The 19,868-nt window shown below is 69.6% G+C and carries 18 protein-coding genes; 10 read left to right on the top strand and 8 right to left on the bottom strand.

From position 1 onward, the window contains the following. Nucleotides 1-44: 44 nt before the first annotated feature. Entirely contained in the window at nucleotides 45-1,265 is a 1,221-nt protein-coding gene (locus tag PGN23_RS05060; protein ID WP_335301740.1) for an aminotransferase class V-fold PLP-dependent enzyme, read from the top strand. Nucleotides 1,266-1,441: 176 nt separating this feature from the next. On the opposite strand, the gene PGN23_RS05065 is transcribed toward PGN23_RS05060, so the two are convergent. Next, nucleotides 1,442-1,924 carry an Lrp/AsnC family transcriptional regulator gene (locus PGN23_RS05065; protein WP_335301741.1) on the bottom strand — a complete coding sequence of 161 codons (483 nt, stop codon included), beginning with the start codon at nucleotides 1,922-1,924 and terminating at the stop codon, nucleotides 1,442-1,444. Nucleotides 1,925-1,996: 72 nt separating this feature from the next. On the opposite strand from PGN23_RS05065, the gene PGN23_RS05070 reads away from it, so the two are divergent. Next, nucleotides 1,997-2,941 carry an ornithine cyclodeaminase family protein gene (locus tag PGN23_RS05070; RefSeq protein WP_335301742.1) on the top strand — a complete coding sequence of 315 codons (945 nt, stop codon included), beginning with the start codon at nucleotides 1,997-1,999 and terminating at the stop codon, nucleotides 2,939-2,941. A gap of 68 nt (nucleotides 2,942-3,009) precedes the next feature. Here the strand turns inward: PGN23_RS05070 and PGN23_RS05075 are convergent, their stop codons facing one another. Further along, the gene (locus PGN23_RS05075) at nucleotides 3,010-5,502 is read right to left on the bottom strand and encodes a TonB-dependent receptor (RefSeq protein WP_335301743.1); all 2,493 of its coding nucleotides are present in this window, start codon (nucleotides 5,500-5,502) and stop codon (nucleotides 3,010-3,012) included. 77 nt (nucleotides 5,503-5,579) lie between these two features. Continuing rightward, nucleotides 5,580-6,242 (bottom strand): TetR family transcriptional regulator, encoded by a 663-nt coding sequence (locus tag PGN23_RS05080; protein ID WP_335301744.1) that lies wholly within the window; start codon nucleotides 6,240-6,242, stop codon nucleotides 5,580-5,582. An 83-nt stretch (nucleotides 6,243-6,325) separates the two neighbouring features. On the opposite strand from PGN23_RS05080, the gene PGN23_RS05085 reads away from it, so the two are divergent. The 6 genes from PGN23_RS05085 (at nucleotide 6,326) to hslO (ending at nucleotide 12,396) form a co-directional block, all read left to right on the top strand. After that, nucleotides 6,326-7,069 (top strand): helix-turn-helix transcriptional regulator, encoded by a 744-nt coding sequence (locus PGN23_RS05085; protein WP_335301745.1) that lies wholly within the window; start codon nucleotides 6,326-6,328, stop codon nucleotides 7,067-7,069. 74 nt (nucleotides 7,070-7,143) lie between these two features. Next, nucleotides 7,144-8,283 (top strand): acyl-CoA dehydrogenase family protein, encoded by a 1,140-nt coding sequence (locus tag PGN23_RS05090; protein ID WP_335301746.1) that lies wholly within the window; start codon nucleotides 7,144-7,146, stop codon nucleotides 8,281-8,283. A gap of 402 nt (nucleotides 8,284-8,685) precedes the next feature. Further along, nucleotides 8,686-8,934 carry a hypothetical protein gene (locus PGN23_RS05095; protein WP_335301747.1) on the top strand — a complete coding sequence of 83 codons (249 nt, stop codon included), beginning with the start codon at nucleotides 8,686-8,688 and terminating at the stop codon, nucleotides 8,932-8,934. A 147-nt stretch (nucleotides 8,935-9,081) separates the two neighbouring features. Continuing rightward, on the top strand, nucleotides 9,082-10,254 hold the full coding sequence (locus tag PGN23_RS05100; protein WP_335302083.1) for an aspartate aminotransferase family protein: 1,173 nt from the start codon (nucleotides 9,082-9,084) through the stop codon (nucleotides 10,252-10,254). 144 nt (nucleotides 10,255-10,398) lie between these two features. Then, the gene (gene argF / locus PGN23_RS05105) at nucleotides 10,399-11,316 is read left to right on the top strand and encodes an ornithine carbamoyltransferase (protein ID WP_335301748.1); all 918 of its coding nucleotides are present in this window, start codon (nucleotides 10,399-10,401) and stop codon (nucleotides 11,314-11,316) included. Between the two features lie 150 nt (nucleotides 11,317-11,466). Further along, nucleotides 11,467-12,396: an Hsp33 family molecular chaperone HslO gene (gene hslO, locus PGN23_RS05110; RefSeq protein ID WP_335301749.1), complete on the top strand. Its 930-nt coding sequence runs from the start codon at nucleotides 11,467-11,469 to the stop codon at nucleotides 12,394-12,396. A gap of 433 nt (nucleotides 12,397-12,829) precedes the next feature. Here the strand turns inward: hslO and PGN23_RS05115 are convergent, their stop codons facing one another. Next, nucleotides 12,830-13,567 (bottom strand): arginyltransferase, encoded by a 738-nt coding sequence (locus tag PGN23_RS05115; RefSeq protein WP_335301750.1) that lies wholly within the window; start codon nucleotides 13,565-13,567, stop codon nucleotides 12,830-12,832. Between the two features lie 130 nt (nucleotides 13,568-13,697). After that, on the bottom strand, nucleotides 13,698-14,939 hold the full coding sequence (locus tag PGN23_RS05120; protein WP_335301751.1) for a threonine ammonia-lyase: 1,242 nt from the start codon (nucleotides 14,937-14,939) through the stop codon (nucleotides 13,698-13,700). Between PGN23_RS05120 and PGN23_RS05125 the strand changes: the two genes are divergently transcribed. Next, on the top strand, nucleotides 14,874-15,863 hold the full coding sequence (locus PGN23_RS05125; RefSeq protein ID WP_335301752.1) for an NAD(P)-dependent oxidoreductase: 990 nt from the start codon (nucleotides 14,874-14,876) through the stop codon (nucleotides 15,861-15,863). The two genes, PGN23_RS05120 and PGN23_RS05125, sit on opposite strands and share 66 nt — an antisense overlap. Before the next feature lie 243 nt (nucleotides 15,864-16,106). Here PGN23_RS05125 and PGN23_RS05130 read toward each other — a convergent pair whose 3' ends face one another. Then, a complete protein-coding gene (locus PGN23_RS05130) occupies nucleotides 16,107-16,805 on the bottom strand; it encodes a DUF4163 domain-containing protein (RefSeq protein ID WP_335301753.1) in 699 nt (232 codons plus the stop codon). Between the two features lie 46 nt (nucleotides 16,806-16,851). Between PGN23_RS05130 and PGN23_RS05135 the strand changes: the two genes are divergently transcribed. Then, nucleotides 16,852-18,519 (top strand): amidohydrolase, encoded by a 1,668-nt coding sequence (locus PGN23_RS05135; protein WP_335301754.1) that lies wholly within the window; start codon nucleotides 16,852-16,854, stop codon nucleotides 18,517-18,519. 387 nt (nucleotides 18,520-18,906) lie between these two features. On the opposite strand, the gene mobA is transcribed toward PGN23_RS05135, so the two are convergent. Continuing rightward, nucleotides 18,907-19,434, bottom strand: coding sequence for a molybdenum cofactor guanylyltransferase (gene mobA / locus PGN23_RS05140; protein ID WP_335301755.1), 528 nt, complete (start codon nucleotides 19,432-19,434; stop codon nucleotides 18,907-18,909). Nucleotides 19,435-19,542: 108 nt separating this feature from the next. Further along, the gene (locus PGN23_RS05145; RefSeq protein WP_335301756.1) at nucleotides 19,543-19,824 is read right to left on the bottom strand and encodes a hypothetical protein; all 282 of its coding nucleotides are present in this window, start codon (nucleotides 19,822-19,824) and stop codon (nucleotides 19,543-19,545) included. Nucleotides 19,825-19,868: the final 44 nt, after the last annotated feature.

Consider the following 19,868-nt stretch of genomic DNA (forward strand, 5'->3'; position numbering starts at 1 on the left):
CGGCGGAGCGCTTAGCCCATCATGACAATCCAGGGAGCAGCGCGATGCGCCTCACGCGACGTCAGTATCTCGCCGCCAGTGCCGCCGCCGCGGCGCTGCCGGCTGCCGCACGGGCGGCGACGCCGGGCACGCTGGCGCGCCCGGGGGATTTCGCCGCGACCGATATCGCCTATCTGGACAACGGGTCGCAGCACCCGATGCCGCTGGTCGGCAAGGCCGCGGTCGACGCGTATCTCGCCAAACGCACGCTCGATCCCGCGGCGCAGTCCTATTCGCTCGACGACGAGGGGCCGCGCGCCGCGTTCGCGACGCTCATCAACGCCGATGCGGACGAGATCGCCTGGGTCCAGAGCACGACCGCGGGCGAGCAGATGGTGCTGCGCGCGCTCGATCTGCCCGCGTCGGGGGGGCATATCGTCACCGATACGCTGCATTTCTTCGGCTCGATCCCGCTGTACGAGGAGATGGCGCGGCAGGGGTGCGAGGTGACGTGGCTGCGCCCGGTCGACGGGCGCATCCGCATCGAGGACATGCGCCGCGCAGTGAGGAAGGGCACGAAGCTGGTCGCGCTGTCGCTCGTCTCCACCGTCAACGGATTCGAGCACGACCTGAAGGCGGTGTGCGACATCGCGCATGCCGCAGGCGCGCTGGTCTATGCCGATATCATCCATGCCGCGGGCGCGGTGCCGGTCGACGTGAAGGCGAGCGGCGTCGATTTCGCGGCCTGCGCGACGTACAAATGGCTGATGGGGGACTTCGGACTGGGGTTCCTGTACGTCCGGCGCGACGTGCTGCCGCGGTTGAAGCGGACCAATTACGGCTATTACGGGATCGGCGACTTCGCGACGCACGTCTATCCGCTCGATCCGCCGGGGGCGACGATCGCGGATTATGCGTTTTCGAAGGATGCCAGCGGTGCCTTCGCGCTGGGGACGCATGCGCATGCGGTGATCGCGCAGCTGGGCGCGACGCTGCCGTATATCGCGGAGCTGGGCGTGCCGGCGATCCAGCGCCACGCGCAGGAGCTGACCGACCGGCTGAAGCGGGAACTGCCGAAGCGCGGCTATACGCTGATGACGCCGCCGGAGGCGCGCACGCCGATCGTCACCTGCGTGCTGGAGAAGGCGCGCGACCGGCTGGCGGCGCCGATGGCGGCGGCGAAGGTGCGCCTGACGGTCTCGGCCAACCGCTTCCGGCTGACGCCGTCGGTGCAGAACGGGCACGCGGACATCGATCGGTTTCTGGCGGCGCTGCCGAGGGCGTGAGCCGTCACCCCGGCCTCTTTGCGGCAATCTCCACCGTGCTCCTGCGCAGGCAGGAGCCCAGAGCCAAGTGCAACAACATCTTATGGGAACTGCAACCCTGGGCTCCTGCCTGCGCAGGAGCACGGCCGGTATGCGGCGCCGTCCAGCCGTTTTGCGAGGCCGGGGTGACGGAGAGACTACAGCGCGCGTGTCCCCCGTACCGGCAGGGCGGTGGTGTATTTCATCTCCGACAGCGTCACCGTCGACTGGATGTCGATGACGCCGGGGAGCTTCAGGATCGTCTTGAAGATGAAGTTCTGGTACCAGTCCATCGACGGGGCGATGACCTTTATCATCAGGTCGCGCTCGCCGAAGATCGAATAGCATTCCAGGATCTCGGGCGTCAGTTCCAGCTTGCGCAGGAAGTCGGCGCGCTGCTCCTCGGTCAGGGTCGCGATCTTGAGCGTGGCGAAGATGAACAGGTTGGGGCCGAAGCGGGTGCGGTCGACCAGCGCGACCTGCCCCTTGATATAGCCCTCCTCGCGCAGGCGGGCGAGGCGGCGCCAGCACGGCGACTGCGACAGGCCGACGCGATCGGCCAGTTCGCTGGTCGATAGCGAGCAATCGCGTTGCACCTGTTCGAGGATCTTCAGGTCGATGGTCGTCAGTTCTTCGCTCATCGCGGCATGATTATGCGGCGGGTAGGGCAGATCAAGCATGATCTGGCGGCTGGGGGCGGGCAGAGTGCGGCGATGGCGCCATTTCCCTTCTTCGATCACGATGCGGTGGTGGCCGCGCTCGACTATCCCGGCTGCATCGCCGCGGTGCGCGAGGCGATGCGGCGGTTCAGCGTCGAGGGCGTCGACCAGCCGCTGCGCCAGATCGTCGAGACCGCGCCGGGCAAGCTCTTCGCGCTGATGCCCGGCGGGCTGGGCGGGGGCGAGGCGTTCGGCGCGAAGGTCATCACCGCGTTCGCCGATCCGGCGCGCGCCGGGCGGTCGGCGCATCGCGGCGTGGCGATCCTGTTCGACCCCGCCAGCGGCGAGGTGGCGGCGATCGGCGATGCCGCCGCGATCACCGACATCCGTACCGCCTGCGCCAGCGCGGTGGCGACCGGGGCGCTGGCGCGCGCGGATGCGACGACGCTGGGGCTGTTCGGTTGCGGCGCGCTCGCGGCCTCGCACCTGCGCGCGCTGGCGCTGGTGCGGCCGCTGTCGGAGGTGCGGGTATGGGGGCGCGACGCCGCGCGGGTGGCGGCGTTCGTGACGCGCGAGGCGACCGCGACCGGGCTGCCGCTGCGCGCGGCGGGCGACCCGCGCGAGGCGGCGGCGTGCGATATCGTGACGACGGTGACGGGCGCCGCGACGCCGATCCTGCTGGGTGAATGGGTGCGCGAGGGGGCGCACGTCAACATCGTCGGCTCCAGCCATGCCGGGCCGGTGGAGGTGGATACCGCGCTGGTGGCGAGGAGCCGCTACATCGCCGACAGCCGCCGCTCCGCGCTGGCCGCGGCGGCGGAATTCCTGGTGGCGAAGGCGGCGGGAGCGGTCGGCGACGACCATATCGCGGGCGAAATCGGCGAGGTGCTCGCGGGCATGGTGCCGGGGCGCGAGAGCGCGCGGCAGGTGACGCTCTACAAGTCGCTCGGCCATGTCGTGCAGGATCTGGCGGCGCTGCGGTATCTGGTGGGGCGGTAGGAACCTCGCTCGTCATCGCGCGCGCAGCGAGGCCGGATGGCTCCGCTGCGCGCGAGATAACGTCGGTTTCAGAAGCGCACGCGGCCGGTCACGCCATAGGTGCGCGGCGGCCCGAGGAAGGTGCCGTAGGTGCCCGACTGCAGCGGCTGATCGACGACGACCTGCGTGAATTCCGCATTGGTCAGGTTCTGCCCCCAGACTTCGAGCGACCAGGCCTTGCTCTCCGGCCCGATGCCGAGCCGCGCGTTGACCAGCGCGAACGGCTGCTGGATCTTGAGCGGGTCGAGGTTGGAGCCGGTGTTGTAGGACGAGGTCCACTTCACCGACGCGCTCGACGTCAGCTCCAGTCCGGCCCCGACCGGCTGGGTGGAGGTGAAACCGCCGGTCACGTTCCATTTCGCCGCATAGGGCAGGGTGTTGCCGGGCAGCCGCGCGCTGATCCCGGCGGGGGGCGTGAAATTGCCGAATTTCGTATCGGCATAGGTCGCGCCGGCGTTCAGCGTCAGCCCCTGGACGCCGGTGTTCCAGAGGAAGTCGAAATCGACGCCCTTGCTGGTCACGACCGGGATCGACGCCACCAGGAAGCTGATGCCGGTATAGGTGTTGAGCTGGAACCCGGTATAGCGCTGATAGAAGCCCGCCAGGTTGGCGAGCACGCGGCGGTCGAACAGCGTCGTCTTCGTGCCGATTTCATAGGCGTCGACCTTTTCGGTGTCGAACTGCGTATCGGGGTTGATGACGCCGGGGCTGAAACGCGCGCGGTCGAGGTTCATGCCGCCCGACTTGAAGCCGTTGGCGTAGGAGCCGTACACCATGACCTGCGGCGAGAAGCGATATTGCACCTTCGCGGAGCCGTTGAAGCGACGCTCCGTGCGGCGCTGCTGCGTGGTCACGTTGTCGAACGCGAAATCGGCGGTGGGGGCGCACAGCGCGGTCCGCGCCGCGGCCGGTATCGGGCGGGAAAGCGCGGCGCGGCAGGCGTTGCCGGGGGTCAGGTTCGAGAAGATCGAGGTGACGTTCTTGACCTCATCGGAATAGCGCAGCCCCAGCGTGACATCGAGGCCGTCGGTCAGCGTCAGCGTGTTCTCCGTAAAGGCCGCGAACGACACCGCCTTGTGGAAGTGACGATCGTAGGCGCCGGAATCGGGGATGAAATTCTGCCCCGCCGGCAGCCCGGTCAGGGCGGAGACGGTATTGCGGTTCGCCCCGGCCGACAGCAGCAGCCCGAAATAATTCTCGTAGTCGCGGCCGAAGCGCGTGCCGGCCTCCGAGAACAGTCGCTCGTTCGAATAGAAGGCGCCGACGATCGATTTCAGCCGCTCGCCATTGTAGGCGAGACGCGCTTCCTGGCTGAAGACGTTGAAGGTGTTCTGGTTCTGCTCGATCGGGCGGTACCAGATGTCGGCCGAGGAATAGTCGATGTCGGATCCGAATGCGCCCTTGTAATAGCGCCATGCGGTGATCGACGTGGCGGAGAAGTCGCCGCCCAGGTCATAGTCGAGCTGCCCCGACACGCCCCAGTCGGTGATGACGTTGGGCGTATCGCGATTGGCATAGGCGATGCGGGTATAGGGGCGGCCGTTCTGCAACAGCCCCTCGTCCGGCGACAGCGCATCGACGAAGGCGCGCGTGGGCCCCGCGATCAGCACCGTGTTGACGCAGCAATTCTCGTCGCGCTTCGAATAGTCGCCGATGATGCGGATATCGAGCCCGTCGATCGGGCGCGCCAGGATCTGGCCGCGCAGCGCGTAATTGTCGACGTCGGCATCGCGGGTGTTGGTGCGCGGGCCGCCGCCCGTGCGGACGGTCATGATGCCGTCGCGCTCGCGCTTCAGCCCGAAGACACTGACCGCCAGCCTGTCGTCGACGATTCCCGTCGTGGCGCTGCCCGAGACGGTCCAGGCGTTGTAATTGCCGTAGCTGGCGATGAACTCCGCCTTCGGGGTGAACGACGGCGCGGCGGTGACGACGTTGATGACGCCCGCGGACATGTTCTTGCCGAACAGCGTCGATTGCGGTCCCTTGAGCACCTCGACGCGTTGCAGGTCGCCCAGATCGCCGAACGCGACCGAGGAGCGCGCGCGATAGACGCCGTCGATGATCGTGCCGACCGAGCTTTCCAGCCCCGGATTGTCGCCGACCGTGCCGATGCCGCGGATGCGGATCGAGGTCTGCGCCTGGCTGGTGGACGAGGTGACGTTGAGGCCCGGCGTGATCGTCTGCAGGTCCTTGATGTCGCGCACGCCCGCGCTTTCCAGCTGCGCCTGGTTCAGCACCGAGACGACGACGGGGACGTCCTGAAGGTTCTGCTCGCGCTTCTGCGCGGTGACGACGATGTCGGCGATGCCGCTGTCGGACGGCGCCTGCGCGGGGCGACGCGGATCGACGTTGGAGGAGGCGCCGGGCGACGACGGCGTCGCGGGCTGGTCCTGCGCGGTGGTGCCCGCGTCGTTGGCGTTGGCGGCGTCCTGTGCCCAGGCCGGTGTCGCGCCCAGTCCCGAGGCCAGCCCCGAGGCCAGCACGACGGCCAGCGTCAGCAGCGATACGGTCGTACCCTTCATCCCATCCTCCCGGTCGACGCGGTTTACCCGCTTGTCGATGCCGAGGATCGCTTACGCGGGCGCGTAAATCAACCCGATTAAATGGATGTAAAAGGAATCGGTGCTTTCAGGACGCTGTGCAGCAGCTGTGCGGTGATGTGATCGGCGTAGCGGCGGCGCAGCGCGTCGTCGATCGCGCCCACGCCGAACGCCCATTTCAGCGCGTGGCGCGCGGTGAAGAGATAGTCGCAGGCGCCGATCAGCGAGAAATGGAACAGCATCGGGTCGATCGCGCGAAAGACGCCCTCGCGCTCGCCCTGCTCCAGGATGGCGCGCTGCGCCGCGGCGAGCGGGCGCGTGAACCGCTCGGACATGAAGCGCGCGGTGTCCGAATCGGTCTCCACCGCCAGTGCGGCGATCAGCCGGTTCATATAGGGGTGGCGGAAATAGACCTTGATGACGCCGTGGATATGATGCGTCAGCTTGTCGATCGCGGGCAGGTCGGCGGCCACCAGCCGCTCCAGATGGGGGAAGGTGGCGCCGGCGTCGCGTTCCAGCAAGGCACGGAAGAGGCCCGCCTTTCCGCCGAAGCGATAATGGATCAGCGCCGAATTCAGCCCCGATCGCGCGGCGATGTCGGTAAAGGTGATGTCGACCGAATTGCGCTCCGCCATCAGCGCGCCGGCCGCGTCCAGCAGCACGTCCGCCGACGTCCGCGATCCCTCCTGCGGCGCCGTGGCGCGCGCCTTCCCCCGTGTCATGCCCACTTCGATACCAAAGCCGCGGGCCGCCCCCAAGCGTTTACGTGCTTGCGTAAATAGCCGCTTCGGGACATGTTCCGGCGATGGCGAGGGGCGACGACGATCACGCCTGGACACAGGTGGACGCGCTGGCGGACGAGGTGGCGGCGCTGGGCGTCGCGGCCGAGCTGCCGTATCTCGCCGCGCAGAGCGACCTGGGCGATCCGGGGGCGATGGCGGACCGCGACGGTCGGCCGTTCGCGGCGCGCTTCCGCTGGATCGCGCGCGACGCGGATTACTGGCGCAACCGCCGCCTCGCGCTGGAGGCGACGCTGCTCCATGCCGCGCGGCTGATCGCGGAGCCGTTCTGGTATCGCGAGGGGCGCGTGGGGACATGGCGCGCGACGCGGCTGCTCGACGGCGTCGACCTGGCGCAGGTGACGCCGCGCACCGGGGTGGCGGCGGCGATCGTCGCGCCGGTCCACCTGCCCGGCGGGCGGCTGGGCGCGGTGGTATGGGCCGACGAGGTGCCGGGCGATGTCGCGGCGGTCTTCGCGGCGCGGGGGGGCGAGATGTATGCCGCCGCGACCCGTTTCCTGGCGGCGCATGCGGAATGGTCCGCGCCGCGGCACCGTGCGCCGCTCCAGCAATTGTCCGCGCGCGAGGCGCAATGCGTGCGCTGGGCCGCGGCGGGGAAGACCAATGCCGAGATCGGGACGATCCTGACGCTGTCGGTATCGACCGTCCGCTTCCACCTGCGCAACGCGGGCGACAAGCTGGGCGCGGCGACCCGCGCGCGGATGATCCAGCTGGCGACGGGGCACGGCTTCGTGGGGACGCTGGGGTGACGGGGAGGCGACGTGGCGCGCCCTGACACCTGCGTCAGGTGCGCCGGCACCGCCGCCGCGCCATCCTGCACCCTATGGAGCCCTTGCTGACCCCCGCCGACCGTGCCTTTCGCGACGAGGTGCGCACCTTTCTGGCCGAGAAGCTGCCGCCCGAGCTGGCGCGTGCGGGGCGGCGCGCGACGAGCGTGTTCTTCCACCCCGACGTGACGCGGCCGTGGCAGGCGATCCTGCACGCTCAAGGCTGGGCGGCACCTGACTGGCCGGAGGAATATGGCGGGCCGGGGTGGAGCGACGTGCAGCGCCACATCTTCGCGGAGGAGACGGCGCGGGCGCACGCCCCCTCGCTGCCGCCGCAGGGGCTGAAGATGGTCGCGCCGGTCATCATGCACTATGGCACGCCCGAGCAGAAGGCGACGTTGCTGCCGCGAATCCTGTCGGGCGAGGATCTGTGGTGCCAGGGCTATTCGGAGCCGGGCGCGGGGTCGGATCTGGCCGCGCTGCGGCTGCGCGCGGTGCGCGACGGCGACGATTATGTGCTCAACGGGTCGAAGATCTGGACCACGCACGCGCACTTCGCCAACCGCATCTTCTGCCTGGTGCGCACCGCGACGGAGGGACGGCCGCAGCAGGGGATCAGCTTCCTGCTGTTCGACATGGACCTGCCCGGGATCACCGTCTCCCCGATCCTGACGCTGGCGGGGGAGCATGAGTTCAACCAGGTATTCTTCGACGACGTGCGCGTGCCCGTGGCGGGGCGGCTGGGCGAGGAGAACGACGGCTGGACCGTCGCCAAGCACCTGCTGACGTTCGAGCGCGGCGGGCGCTACGCGCCGTCGCTGTCGGCGTGGCTGGACCTGGTGCGCGAGGCGGCGCAGGCGACCGGCTGGTGGGACGATGCCGCCAACCGCGAGCGCTTCGCGCGCGAGGAGGTGGCGGTCGCCGGGCTGCGCGCGATCGAGCTGGCGGCGCTGGCGGGCGGAGGCCCTTCGGCGGCGGTGCGGCCGTCGATGCTCAAGGTGCTGGGAAGCGAGACGTCGCAGCGGATCGATCACCTGGCGCTGGACGTGGCGGCGGGGTGGACGGGCGATGCGGAGGACGCGCCCGACGCGATCGCGGTGGCGATGCCCAAATATCTCAACAACCGCGCGAGCAGCATCTATGCCGGGTCGAACGAAATCCAGCGCGACCTGATCGCGCGCGCGGTGGTGGGGTAGGGCGTCCAGGCAGCGTCATTCCCGCGAAGGCGGGAATCCGGAAACGCCGACGTTTCGGATCCTTCGACGACCTGCGCGTCTGGATCCCCGCCTCCGCGGGGATGACGGATGTTGTGAGGTGATGGGGAAGCATAGCTTTGCCGGTCGATGCGGGCGGTGGCGGGGTGGCCTCTCTGTCGTCACCCCGGGCTTGACCCGGGGTCCCGCTTTTTCAGGCAATCTTTGCGAGAGGAGGCGGGACCCCGGCTCGAGGCCGGGGTGACGGCGGTGGGTGGGGTGGGGCGCCCAAGCACCGGCGGTGGAACGCCTCACCGCTCGCCGGGAACCGTTCGTCGTCGCCCCTGTTATCCGCGGCACGGGGGACAGGAGGAGGCGGCAATGCGTGCTGGTTCTCGTAAGACCTTGATCCTGCTGACCTTGGCCGCAGGGATCCCGCTCAGTCTGGGTAGCGGCGCGATGGCGGGCGAATATGCGGTGTCGGGGATCAACCCGATCTATACGGCGGGCTATGCGATGCCCGAGCGCGCGGTCGCGAGCGAGGACATGCTGTATCCCGGCGCCGGCAGGGATGGCGTGCGCGTGATGCCCGCTTCGGTTTCATTCGATCCGTCGGGGCAGGATCGCTTCGACATCGCGCCCGATCTGACTTGAACATTCCGCGGCGGCACCGCGGCGCGGTGTTGATTCGCGCGCCGCTTTGCCGGTATCAGCGCATCTCGGGCGATCCGTTTGGGGTCGCCCTTGCTCTTTTCAGGAGGAGACTGCCCCGTGTCCGTCGCCGCAACCGTTCCCGCGCTGATGCCCGTCTATCCGCGGTGCGATGTGCGGCCGGTCCGAGGGGAGGGGGCGTACCTCTATGGTGAGCGCGGCGAGAAGTATCTCGACTTCGCCGCCGGTATCGCGGTCAACGCGCTGGGGCACGGCCATCCGGCACTGGTGAAGGCGATCGCGGATCAGGCCGCGACGCTGATGCACGTCAGCAACCTGTACGGCAGCCCGCAGGGCGAGCATTTCGCGCAGCGGCTGGTCGATGCGACCTTCGCCGATACGGTGTTCTTCACCAATTCGGGCGCGGAAGCGGTCGAGTGTGCGATCAAGACCGCGCGCCGCTATCACTATGCCAACGGCAACCCGGAGCGGCACGACCTCATCACCTTCGACACCGCCTTCCACGGGCGGACGCTGGGCGCGATCTCGGCGACCAACCAGGCGAAGATGCGCGACGGGTTCGAGCCGCTGCTGCCGGGCTTCAAGTACGCGACGTTCAACGACCTGGAGGGTGCGCTCGCACTGATCGACGGCAACACCGCCGGCTTCCTGGTCGAGCCGATCCAGGGCGAGGGCGGCATCCGCCCGGCGTCGATGGAGTTCCTCCAGGGGCTGCGCAAGGCGTGCGACGAGCATGGCCTGCTGCTGGTGCTGGACGAGGTGCAGGCGGGCTATGGCCGCACCGGCAAGCTGTTCGCGCACGAGCTGTACGGCATCGTGCCGGACATCATGGCGTCGGCCAAGGGCATCGGCGGGGGCTTCCCGCTGGGCGCCTGCCTCGCCACCGCGGAAGCGGCGAAGGGGATGGTCGCGGGGACGCACGGCTCCACCTATGGCGGTAACCCGCTGGCGATGGCGGCGGGCGAGGCGGTGCTGGACGTGATCCAGGGCGACGGGTTCCTCGACCATGTCACGCAGATGGGCGAGCGGCTGCGCTCCGCGCTGGAGCAGCTGATCCCCAACCACGATCACCTGTTCCATTCGGTGCGCGGGCACGGGCTGATGCTGGGGATCAAGCTGACCAGCGACAGCCGCCGCTTCGTGGCGCATTGCCGCGACCATCACGGGCTGCTGCTGGTGTCGGCGGGCGAGAATGTCGTGCGCGTGCTGCCGCCGCTCAACATCGAGGAAGCGCATGTCGCCGAGTTCATCGAGAAGCTGAGCGAGGCGGCGCGGGTCTACGTGCCCGTCGCGGACGAATAACCATTGATCCTCCCCGAGCTCGCTCGGGGAGGGGGCCAGCGAAGCTGGTGGAGGGGGAGATACGGAGCGGTGGCCGCATCCACCCCTCCACCACTCGCTTCGCGAGCGGTCCCCCTCCCCGGGCGAGCCTGGGGAGGACCCGAGATGCGTCATTTCCTGAATCTTTCCGATGCCGGCGCGGAGGCGATCGCCGCGATGCTGGACGATGCGCTGACCCGAAAGCAGGCGCGCAGCGGCTGGCCCAAGGGCAAGGTCGATGCCGACGCCCCGCTCGCCGGACGCGTGCTGGCGATGATCTTCGAGAAGAATTCGACGCGCACCCGCGTCAGCTTCGATATGGGCGTCCGTCAGCTGGGCGGACAGTCGATCGTGATGGAGGCGGGGCAGATGCAGCTCGGCCGCGGCGAGACGGTGGCGGACACGGCGCGCGTGCTGTCCGGCTACGTCGACGCGATCATGATCCGCACCGACGACCATGCCAAGGTGGAGGAGATGGCGGCGCACGCGACCGTCCCCGTCATCAACGGGCTGACCGATGCGTCGCATCCGTGCCAGATCATGGCGGACCTGCTGACGATCATCGAGAGCGGCAAGGCGCTGCCCGGGCTGAAGGTAGCGTGGCTGGGCGACGGCAACAACGTGCTCGCCTCGATCGTCGAAGCCGCCGGGCTGATGCAGTTCGACGTCGTCGCCGCCTGTCCGCAGGGGTTCCAGCCCGAGGAGGAGGCGATCGTCCGCGGCAACGGGCGCGCGCGCGTGGTATCCGATCCGCGCGAGGCGGTGGCGGGGGCGGACGTGGTCGTCACCGACACCTGGATCTCGATGGGGCAGGCGCATGCCGAGACGAAGCTGGCGGCGATGATGCCGTATCAGGTCGACGCCGCGCTGATGGCGGCGGCGAAGCCGGACGCGAAGTTCCTCCACTGCCTGCCCGCGCACCGCGGCGAGGAAGTGACCCCGGAGGTGATCGACGGCGCGCAGTCGCTGATCTGGGCGGAGGCGGAGAACCGGCTCCATGCGCAGAAGGCGGTGCTGCGCTGGTGCTTCGGGCAGATCGGTTGATCGGACGACCGGGCGCTCCCACATTCTGCTACGTCTGTTACGTCGTCACCCCGGGCTTGACCCGGGGTCCCGCTTATCCTGCGCCACGAAGTGAGCGGGACCCCGGGGTCAAGCCCGGGGTGACGAATGTGTGGCTGATGGAATCCCTGCATGACCGACACGACCCCCGATCTCGACCGCGCGCTGGGCTTCACCATTCCCGGCCGTCATGCGCGCGGGCGCGTGGTGCGGTTGGGGCCGGTGCTGGACACGATCCTGGCCGCGCACGCCTATCCGCCCGCGATCGAGAAGCTGCTGGCGGAGGCGCTGACGCTGACCGCGCTGATCGGCGCGACGCTCAAGGACCCCAGCGGGCAGCTGACGTTGCAGACGCAGACCGAGGCGGGGGTCGTGACGCTGCTGGTGTGCGACTACCGCGACGGCGAGGTGCGCGGGTACGTCCAGTACGACGCCGGACGGCTGGCCGCGGCACCGGCGGAGCCGTCGCTGTTCGCGCTGTTCGGCAAGGGGTATCTGGCGATCACCTTCGACCTGGCGTCGACGGGCGAGCGCTATCAGGGGATCGTGCCGCTCGACGGCGATACGCTGGCGGATGCGGCGCAGAGCTATTTCTACCAGTCGGAGCAGATCCCCACGCTGGTGCGGGTCGGCATGGCCAAGGATGCGGACGGGCGCTGCGTCGCGGGCGGCTTGCTGCTCCAGCACCTGCCCGAGGGCGAGGTGGGGCGCGAGCGGCTCCACACCCGGCTCGACCATCCCGAATGGGAGCATGTCGAGGCCTTGGGACGGACGATCGCGGTCGACGAACTGACCGACACCGCACTGCCGCTGGAGACGTTGGTGTGGCGGCTGTTCAACGAGGAGAGCGAGGTCCGCGTGCTGGCCGCGCAGCCGATCGTGCGCGGGTGCCGCTGCACGATCGAGCATATCCGCTCGGTGCTGGCGAAGTTTCCCGCGGACGAGCGCGCGTCGATGGCGGACGAGGACGGGGTGATCGGGGTCGACTGCGCCTTTTGCGCGACCGTGTTCCCGCTGCGCGCGGAGGATCTGACGCTACAGCCGTCGCCGACGCGGCATTGAGGGGCGCGCGGTCCGGTGAACACGGACGCTCAGCACGGTCCCCATCCCCATCCGTCATGCCGGGCCTGTCCCGGCATCCACGGTTCCTGGCGGCAAGTCGCGTCGGCGCGCGCAACCCTGGACCCCGGAACAGGTCCGGGGTGACGGCGGGGGTGGGGCGAGTGCTCGTGCGTGCATCGGGCTGTTGTCCGCCGGAGAAGGCCGGGGCTCAGTATCGGTACGCTTGTAGGATGCGGAAACTGAGCCCCAACTTTCGCGAGACCTTTGCAAAAGGCTGCACCGTGCTCCTGCGAAGGCAGGAGCCCGGAGTTGCAGGTCCCATAAGGCGTTGTTCTGCTGGGCCCAGGGCTCCTGCCTGCGCAGGAGCACGGCGTGGACCCGATGCCGTTGCACCTGTTTTGCAAAGGTCCCGCCTTCGCCGGGGTGCCTTCCCTCACTCCTCCTCGAGCAGCGTCCAGCCGCGCGGGCCCAGCATTTCGATCGGGCGGTAGCGGGTCTTGTAGGCCATCCGCGCCGAGCCCTTCACCCAATAGCCGAGGTAGACGTAGGGCAGCGACGCCTCGCGCGCGCGGGCGATGTGGTCGAGGATGATGAAATTGCCCAGCCCCGGGCGCACGTCCTGATCGGTGTCGAAGAAGCTGTAGATCATCGACAGCCCGTCCGCCTGCCGGTCGGTCAGGCAGCAGCCGACCAGCCGCCCCGGCATGCCGCCGGTGCCGGGCTCGCGATATTCGACGATGACCGAATTGACCGGCGACTGCTCGACCATGTCGGCATAGTCCATCTCGTCCATGCCGACCATGCCGCCGCCGGGGTGCCGGGCGGCCAGATAACGGCGCAGCAGCTGGTATTGCTCGTCGGTCGCCCAGGGGCGGCAGGCGCTCACGTCCAGATCGGCGTGGCGGCGCATCAGCTTGCGCTGGGTGGCGTTGGGCTGGAACTGCGACGCGATGACGCGCACCGACACGCACGCGGCGCAGCCCGCGCAGCTGGGGCGATAGGCGACCGACTGGCTGCGGCGGAAGCCGATTCGCCCGAGCGCGTCGTTCAGCTCGGTCGCGTCGGGGCCGGACAGCTCGGTGAAGACCTTCCGCTCCTGCCGTCCGGGCAGATACGGGCACGGCTGCGGGCTGGTGACGAAGAAGCGGGGGAAACGAAAGGGCGCTGTCACCGCCGCTCATCCTTGGTCATCGATACGCCCCCACACCGCCTGAACGCGGTATCCACGGGGACGAAGCGCATGAAAAGCCGGTTAACCACGAAAGAGGATTAATCCCCCCGCGCGCGCCGGAAAAGCGGATTCAGGCGAGCTCGATCAGCTTCACGTCGTACGAGGCGACCTCCAGCGCGGCGAGCAGCCGGTCAAGATGCGCCCGGTCGCGCGTCTCGCACTCGACGTCGAGGCTGAGGCCCTTGGCCGGCAGGTTGGTGAAGATGCGCTGGTGCGACAGCTCCAGGATGTTGACCCGCTCCTGATCGAAGATGCGCGCGACGTTGTAGAGCGCGCCGGGCTGATCCTGCAGCCGGACGCGCAGCCGCGCCAGCCGGCCCGACCGCGCCAGGTCGCGCAGCAGCACGTTGGCGAGCAACCGCGTGTCGATGTTGCCGCCGCACAGCACGATGCCGACGGTGCGGCCAGCGAATCGCTCCGGATGCTCGATCAGCGCGGCGAGCCCGGCGGCGCCGGCGCCCTCGACCACCGTCTTCTCGATCTGGAGCAGCAGGCTGACCGCCTTTTCCAGCGAACGTTCGGAGACCAGGACGATGTCGTCGACCAGCGCGCGCACCATGCCGGAGGTGATCGCGCCGGGCTCCTTCACCGCGATCCCCTCAGCCAGCGTGTCGCCCGCACAGGCAAGCTCGGTGCCCTTGATGCGGTTGAACATCGACGGATAGAGTTCCGCCTGGACGCCGACGACCTCGATCTCGCGCCCGGCGGCGCGCGCCACCGTCGCCATGCCCGACAGCAGCCCGCCGCCGCCGATCGGCACCACGATCGTGTCGATGTCGGGCGCATCCGCCAGCATCTCGACCGCGACCGTGCCCTGCCCCGCGATCACGCGCGGATCGTCGAACGGGTGGACGAAGGTGAAGCCGCGCTCCGCCTCCAGCGTGCGGGCATGCGCATAGGCGGCGTCGAACGTGTCGCCCTCCAGGATCACGGTCGCGCCGTGGCCCTGCGTCTGCACCACCTTCACGATCGGGGTGTTGCGCGGCATCACGATCGTGGCGGGGACGCCCAGCCGGTTGGCGTGATAGGCGAGGCCCTGCGCGTGATTGCCCGCCGAGGCGGCGATGACGCCCTTCGCGCGCGCCTCCGCGGAGAGTTGCAGCAGCGTGTTGAGCGCGCCGCGCTCCTTGTAGGCGGCGGTGAATTGCAGGTTCTCGAACTTCAGATACACGGTCGCGCCGGTCATCTGCGACAGCGTGCGGCTGATGAACGTCGGCGTGCGCACGATCGCGTCGCCGATGCGGGCATGCGCGGTGCGCACGTCCTCGATCGAGACGGGCAGGGCAGGGGCGGACGCAAGCTGAGTGGCCATCGGGAGCGCCTAGCCGATCGCGCGCGCGAACGGAACACCCGGCCCCTAGCCCGTTGTCCGCGAAGCGCTTATCAGCTCGCCCCCATGAAGATCGCATTCATCGGCACCGGGGTGATGGGCGCCCCCATGGCGCGGCATCTGGCGGCGGCGGGGCATGACGTCACCGTCTACAATCGCACCCGCAGCAAGGCGGAGGCGACCGGGCTGGCGGTCGCCGCAACCCCCGCCGCCGCCGCAAAGGGGGCGCAGGCGGTGGTCGCGTGCGTCGGCAACGACGCCGATCTGGAGCAGGTGACGCTGGGCGCGGACGGCGCGTTCGCGGCGATGGATGCGGGCGCGGTGTTCATCGACCACACCACCGTGTCGGCGCATATCGCGCGCCGTCTGGCGGCGGCGCGGGCGCTGTCGGTCGATGCGCCGGTATCGGGCGGGCAGGCGGGCGCGGAGGCGGGCAAGCTGTCGATCATGTGCGGCGGCAGCGACGCCGCGCTGGCCGCGGCGCGCCCGGTGATGGAGGCCTATGCCGCGCGGATCGTCCATGTCGGCGCGGCGGGCGCGGGGCAGCAGACCAAGATGGTCAACCAGATCTGCATCGCGGGCGTGTTGCAGGGCGTGGCGGAGGGACTGCGGTTCGCGCAGAGGAGCGACCTGGACCTCGACCGCGTGCTGGAGGCGATCTCCGGCGGCGCGGCGCAGAGCTGGCAGATGGTCAACCGCTGGCAGAGCATGGCACAGGACCGCTTCGACTTCGGCTTCGCGATCGACTGGATGCGCAAGGACCTGGGGCTGGCGCTGGAGGAGGCGAAGGCGAACGGCGCGGTCCTGCCGGTGACGGCGCTGGTCGACCAATTCTATGCCGAGGTGCAGGCGATGGGGGGCAGCCGGCAGGACACCAGCGCGCTGGTGCGGCGGTTGCCGCGGTAGGGGTGCTGAGGGTCGGCTGAGACCGCTGCGAAACTCCCCTCGTTGTTCCCCGGCGGAGGCCGGGGGCCAGCTGGGGGACGTCGGCAACATGCTGCAAGGCCACGCCAACTGGGCCCCGGCCTTCGCCGGGGAACGAACGTGCGTCACCCCGGCCTTGAGCCGGGGTCCCGCTTCTTACGAACCGTCGGCGAATTAGCGGGACCCCGGATCACGTCCGGGGTGACGGGCACGGGTGAGATGGGCCTACCGCCCCAGCGCGAACGCCGCCCGATACTCCGGCCGTACCGCGGCGAGCACCCGCGGCGTCACCGGCAGCGTCACCTCGTACATCCCCTCCGCATAGGGTCCGGCGACATATTGATCCGCCAGCAGGCCGACGCGGTCGATCGCGCGGCGGTCGGTGGAGCCGAGGATCAGCGTCGCCTCCGCCACCTTCGGGCAGTTGGAGAAGGTGTCGGTGCCGCGCCTGACGGGTTCGCCGCGGCGTTTCGCGCGCTCCGTGTCGAGCCGGTCGCAGAAGGCGGCGCCGAGCGCGGACTGGATCGCGGCCGGGGACGTGAATATCGCGGTCGGCGCGAGGCGGCGCTGCGTGCGCTTGTCCCACAGCAGCGCGAGCGAGGCGGTGCCGCCGTGCGCGCCGCCGGTGAAGGTGTACAGGCTGCCCGAGAGGCTGAGGAAGCGCGGCGTTTCGGTCACGACGGACCATTCCTTCTGGAAGTCCCAGTCGCGGTAGGGGTAGCCGTCCCTCTTCGCCTCGCGTTTCGCGGCGCGCACGTCGGCGAGGAAACGCGCGTTGAGCGTCTTGCGATCCGCCTCCAGCCAGGCGCGCAGGGGCGCGATCCGCGCAGCGGCCGCGGGATAGGTGTAGCCGAACCCGCTCGGCGCCGCGGCCGCCGATGCGGCCCAGATGGCGACGAGCGTACCCAGTGATCGCAACCGCATCTCAATCCCCTCGCCAAGCCACGCCGGCCGCCATATGGCGGACCCCATGTCCGCTTTCCATGCTTTCCGCTGCCTGACCGCGCTTCTCGCGCTGGCGCCGCTGCCGGCGACCGCCGATGCGCTGATCGATAACCTGCGCGGCGTCACGCTGGACCGCGACCAGCGCGTGGTGCGCTTCCAGGCGATCGTCATCGACGCGCAGGGCAAGGTCGTGCGGCTGGTGCCGGTCGGCGAGCAGCCGCCCAGGCCGACGAAGAAGAACCCCGGCCCGCGCTACGACTGGCGCGCGGACATGAAGGGGCGGGTGGTGCTGCCCGGAATGATCGACGCGCACGGCCATGTCATCGAACAGGGGCTGGCGGCGCTGTCGCTCGACCTGTCGGACACGCGCACGCTGGCGGAGGCGCAGGCGAAGATCCGCGACTATGCGCGCGCCAACCCGGAGCGGCAGTGGATCGTCGGGCGCGGCTGGAACCAGGAGCAATGGGGGCTGGGCCGCTTCCCGACCGCGGCGGAGCTGGACGTGGCGGTGCCGGATCGCCCGGTATGGCTGGCGCGCGCCGACGGCCATGCCGGCTGGGCGAATACGGCCGCGCTGAAGGCGGCGGGCGTCACCGCGGCGACCGCGGACCCGGCGGGCGGGCGGGTCGAGAAGCCGCTGGGGGTGCTGGTCGACAATGCGCAGGCGCTGATGGAGCGGGTGGTGCCCAGGGTGGGGCCCAAGGACCGCACCGCCGCGTTCCTGGCGGCGCAGCAGATCCTGCTCGGCTACGGCGTGACCGCGGTCGCGGACATGGGCACCTCGGTCGACGACTGGATGACCTATCGCCGGATGGGCGACATCGGCGCGCTGCGCGTGCGGATCATGGCCTATGGCGCCGGGATCGACACGACGGTGACGATCGGCGGCACCGGGCCGACGCCGTGGCTGTACGACGACCGCCTGCGGCTGGAGGGGGTGAAGCTGTACGCCGACGGCGCGCTGGGATCGCGCGGGGCGTGGCTGAAGGCGCCCTATGCCGATGCGCCGGGGCAGCGCGGGCTGCCCTTCCTGAGCGACGACAAGCTGCAGAACTGGATGAGCCGCGCCGCGATGGACGGCTATCAGGTGGCGGTCCATGCGATCGGCGACCGCGCGGACAAGCAGGTGCTCGATGCGATCGCGGAATTGTCGGAGACCTACAAGGGCGACCGGCGCTGGCGGATCGAACATGCGCAGGTGCTCGATCCCGCCGACATGGCGGCGTTCGGCCGCTACGGCATCGTCGCGTCGATGCAGCCGACGCACCAGACCAGCGACCGCGCGATGGCGGAGGCGCGGCTGGGCCCGGCGCGGCTGGCGGGCGCCTATGCCTGGCGATCGGTGATGGCGGCGGGGGCGAAGCTGGCCTTCGGCTCCGACTTTCCGGTGGAGAAGCCCGACCCCTGGGCGGGCTGGGCCGCGGCGTTCACGCGGCAAGATGCGCAGGGCCAGCCGCCGGGCGGATGGCAGCCGCAGGAGGCGGTGACGCGGGAGCAGGCGTGGTGGGGCTTCACCGGGGGGGCGAGCTATGCCGGGTTCGCCGACGCCAAATTCGGTATCCTGGCGCCGGGGCAGCGGGCGGACTTCATCGTGGTCGACCGCGACCCCGTCACCGCGACGCCCGCCGACTTGCGCCGGACGACGGTGCAGGAGACGTGGATCGGCGGGCAGAAGGCGTGGGAACGGAAATAGGGGGAGCGCAAGTAGGGGAGCGCGAACAATATGCCGCTGGTGATCGTGGGGACGGTGCGGGTGCCGGTCGACCGGCGCAGGCGGGACCTTTTGCAAAAGTCACTTCCTTGTTCCCCGGCGGAGGCCGGGGCCCAGCATCGGCACGCTCGCAAGATGCTGAAATCGGGCTCCAACCGGGCCCCGGCTTTCGCGGGACCTTTGCAAAAGGCCACTCCATGCTCCTGCGCAGGCAGGAGCCCAGGGTTGCGGGTCCCCAAAAGCATTGTTCTGCCTGGCTCTGAGCTCCTGCCTGCGCAGGAGCACGGCAAGGACCCGGTGCCGTTGCACCCGTTTTGCAAAGATCTCGCCTCCGGCGAAATGGTGCCGTAGGGGTAGGCGCCTTATTCATCACGGCTCGAAGCGCGCCAGTTCGTCGGGCGTGTTCGCATTCGCGACGGTAAGGCCCGGCAGGATCGCCGCTATCCCCGCCCCTGCCGCCCAGCGGCGGATCGAGCGGTCGCCGCCGGCGTGCAGATGCGCGATGAGCGGCGCGGCGAGGCGGACCGGCCACAGCCCGACGGTCGGCGCCTCCGCGGCATGGGCGCCGTCGCTCGCGAGGAGCGCCGCCACCAGATCGGGCGGCAGCGCCGGGGTGTCGCAGGCGGTGGTCAGCACGGCGTCGAATCCCGTTGCCGCGGCATGGTCAAGCGCGCCGGCGATGCCGCCGAGCGGGCCGAGATCGGGTGCGGGGAGGTCGGGCGTCGTCGCGACCGGCGCGGTGAGCCGGCCGACGACGATCAGCGCATCGGCATGGGGACGCAGGCTGCCCAGCGCATGGTCGAGCAGCGTCGCATCGCCCCAGCGTGCCAGGGCCTTGTCGCTGCCGAAGCGGGTGGCGCGCCCGCCCGCGAGGACGGCGCCGAGAATGCGGGTCATGCGCCCCCTTCTCGCAGGTACATGCGCCAACGCAAAGCGGCTTCGCCGCCCCCCGGGACCGGGGGGCGGGCGAAGCTGAGCTCGAACCTGAGGATCAGGGCTGGAGGGTCAGAGCGTGGTGAAGACCACGCCGACCACCAGCGCCTGAGCCGCGAGGACCAGCGCCGTGCTGGCCGCGGTTTCGAAGATGCGCATATGGGGTCTCCCGTCGTCGGAAAGGTCCGACGCGGCGATATCTACGGATCGTTGCGCCGCAACGCAACAAACGTGCGCAACAATCTTGCTTGCACGTGATGCAATCGTACACGCGAACGATCCGCCCTGCGTTTTGGTCGTGCCGGCGAGATTCGATCTTGTGCGCTGCCGCAAATCTGCAACCTTCTGTGTCACCACTGGTTCAACCATTCGACCCATGCAGCGTCCATGCGAATGCT

It is taken from the genome of Sphingomonas adhaesiva (assembly GCF_036946125.1).
In the GTDB taxonomy this organism is placed as follows: domain Bacteria; phylum Pseudomonadota; class Alphaproteobacteria; order Sphingomonadales; family Sphingomonadaceae; genus Sphingomonas; species Sphingomonas adhaesiva_A.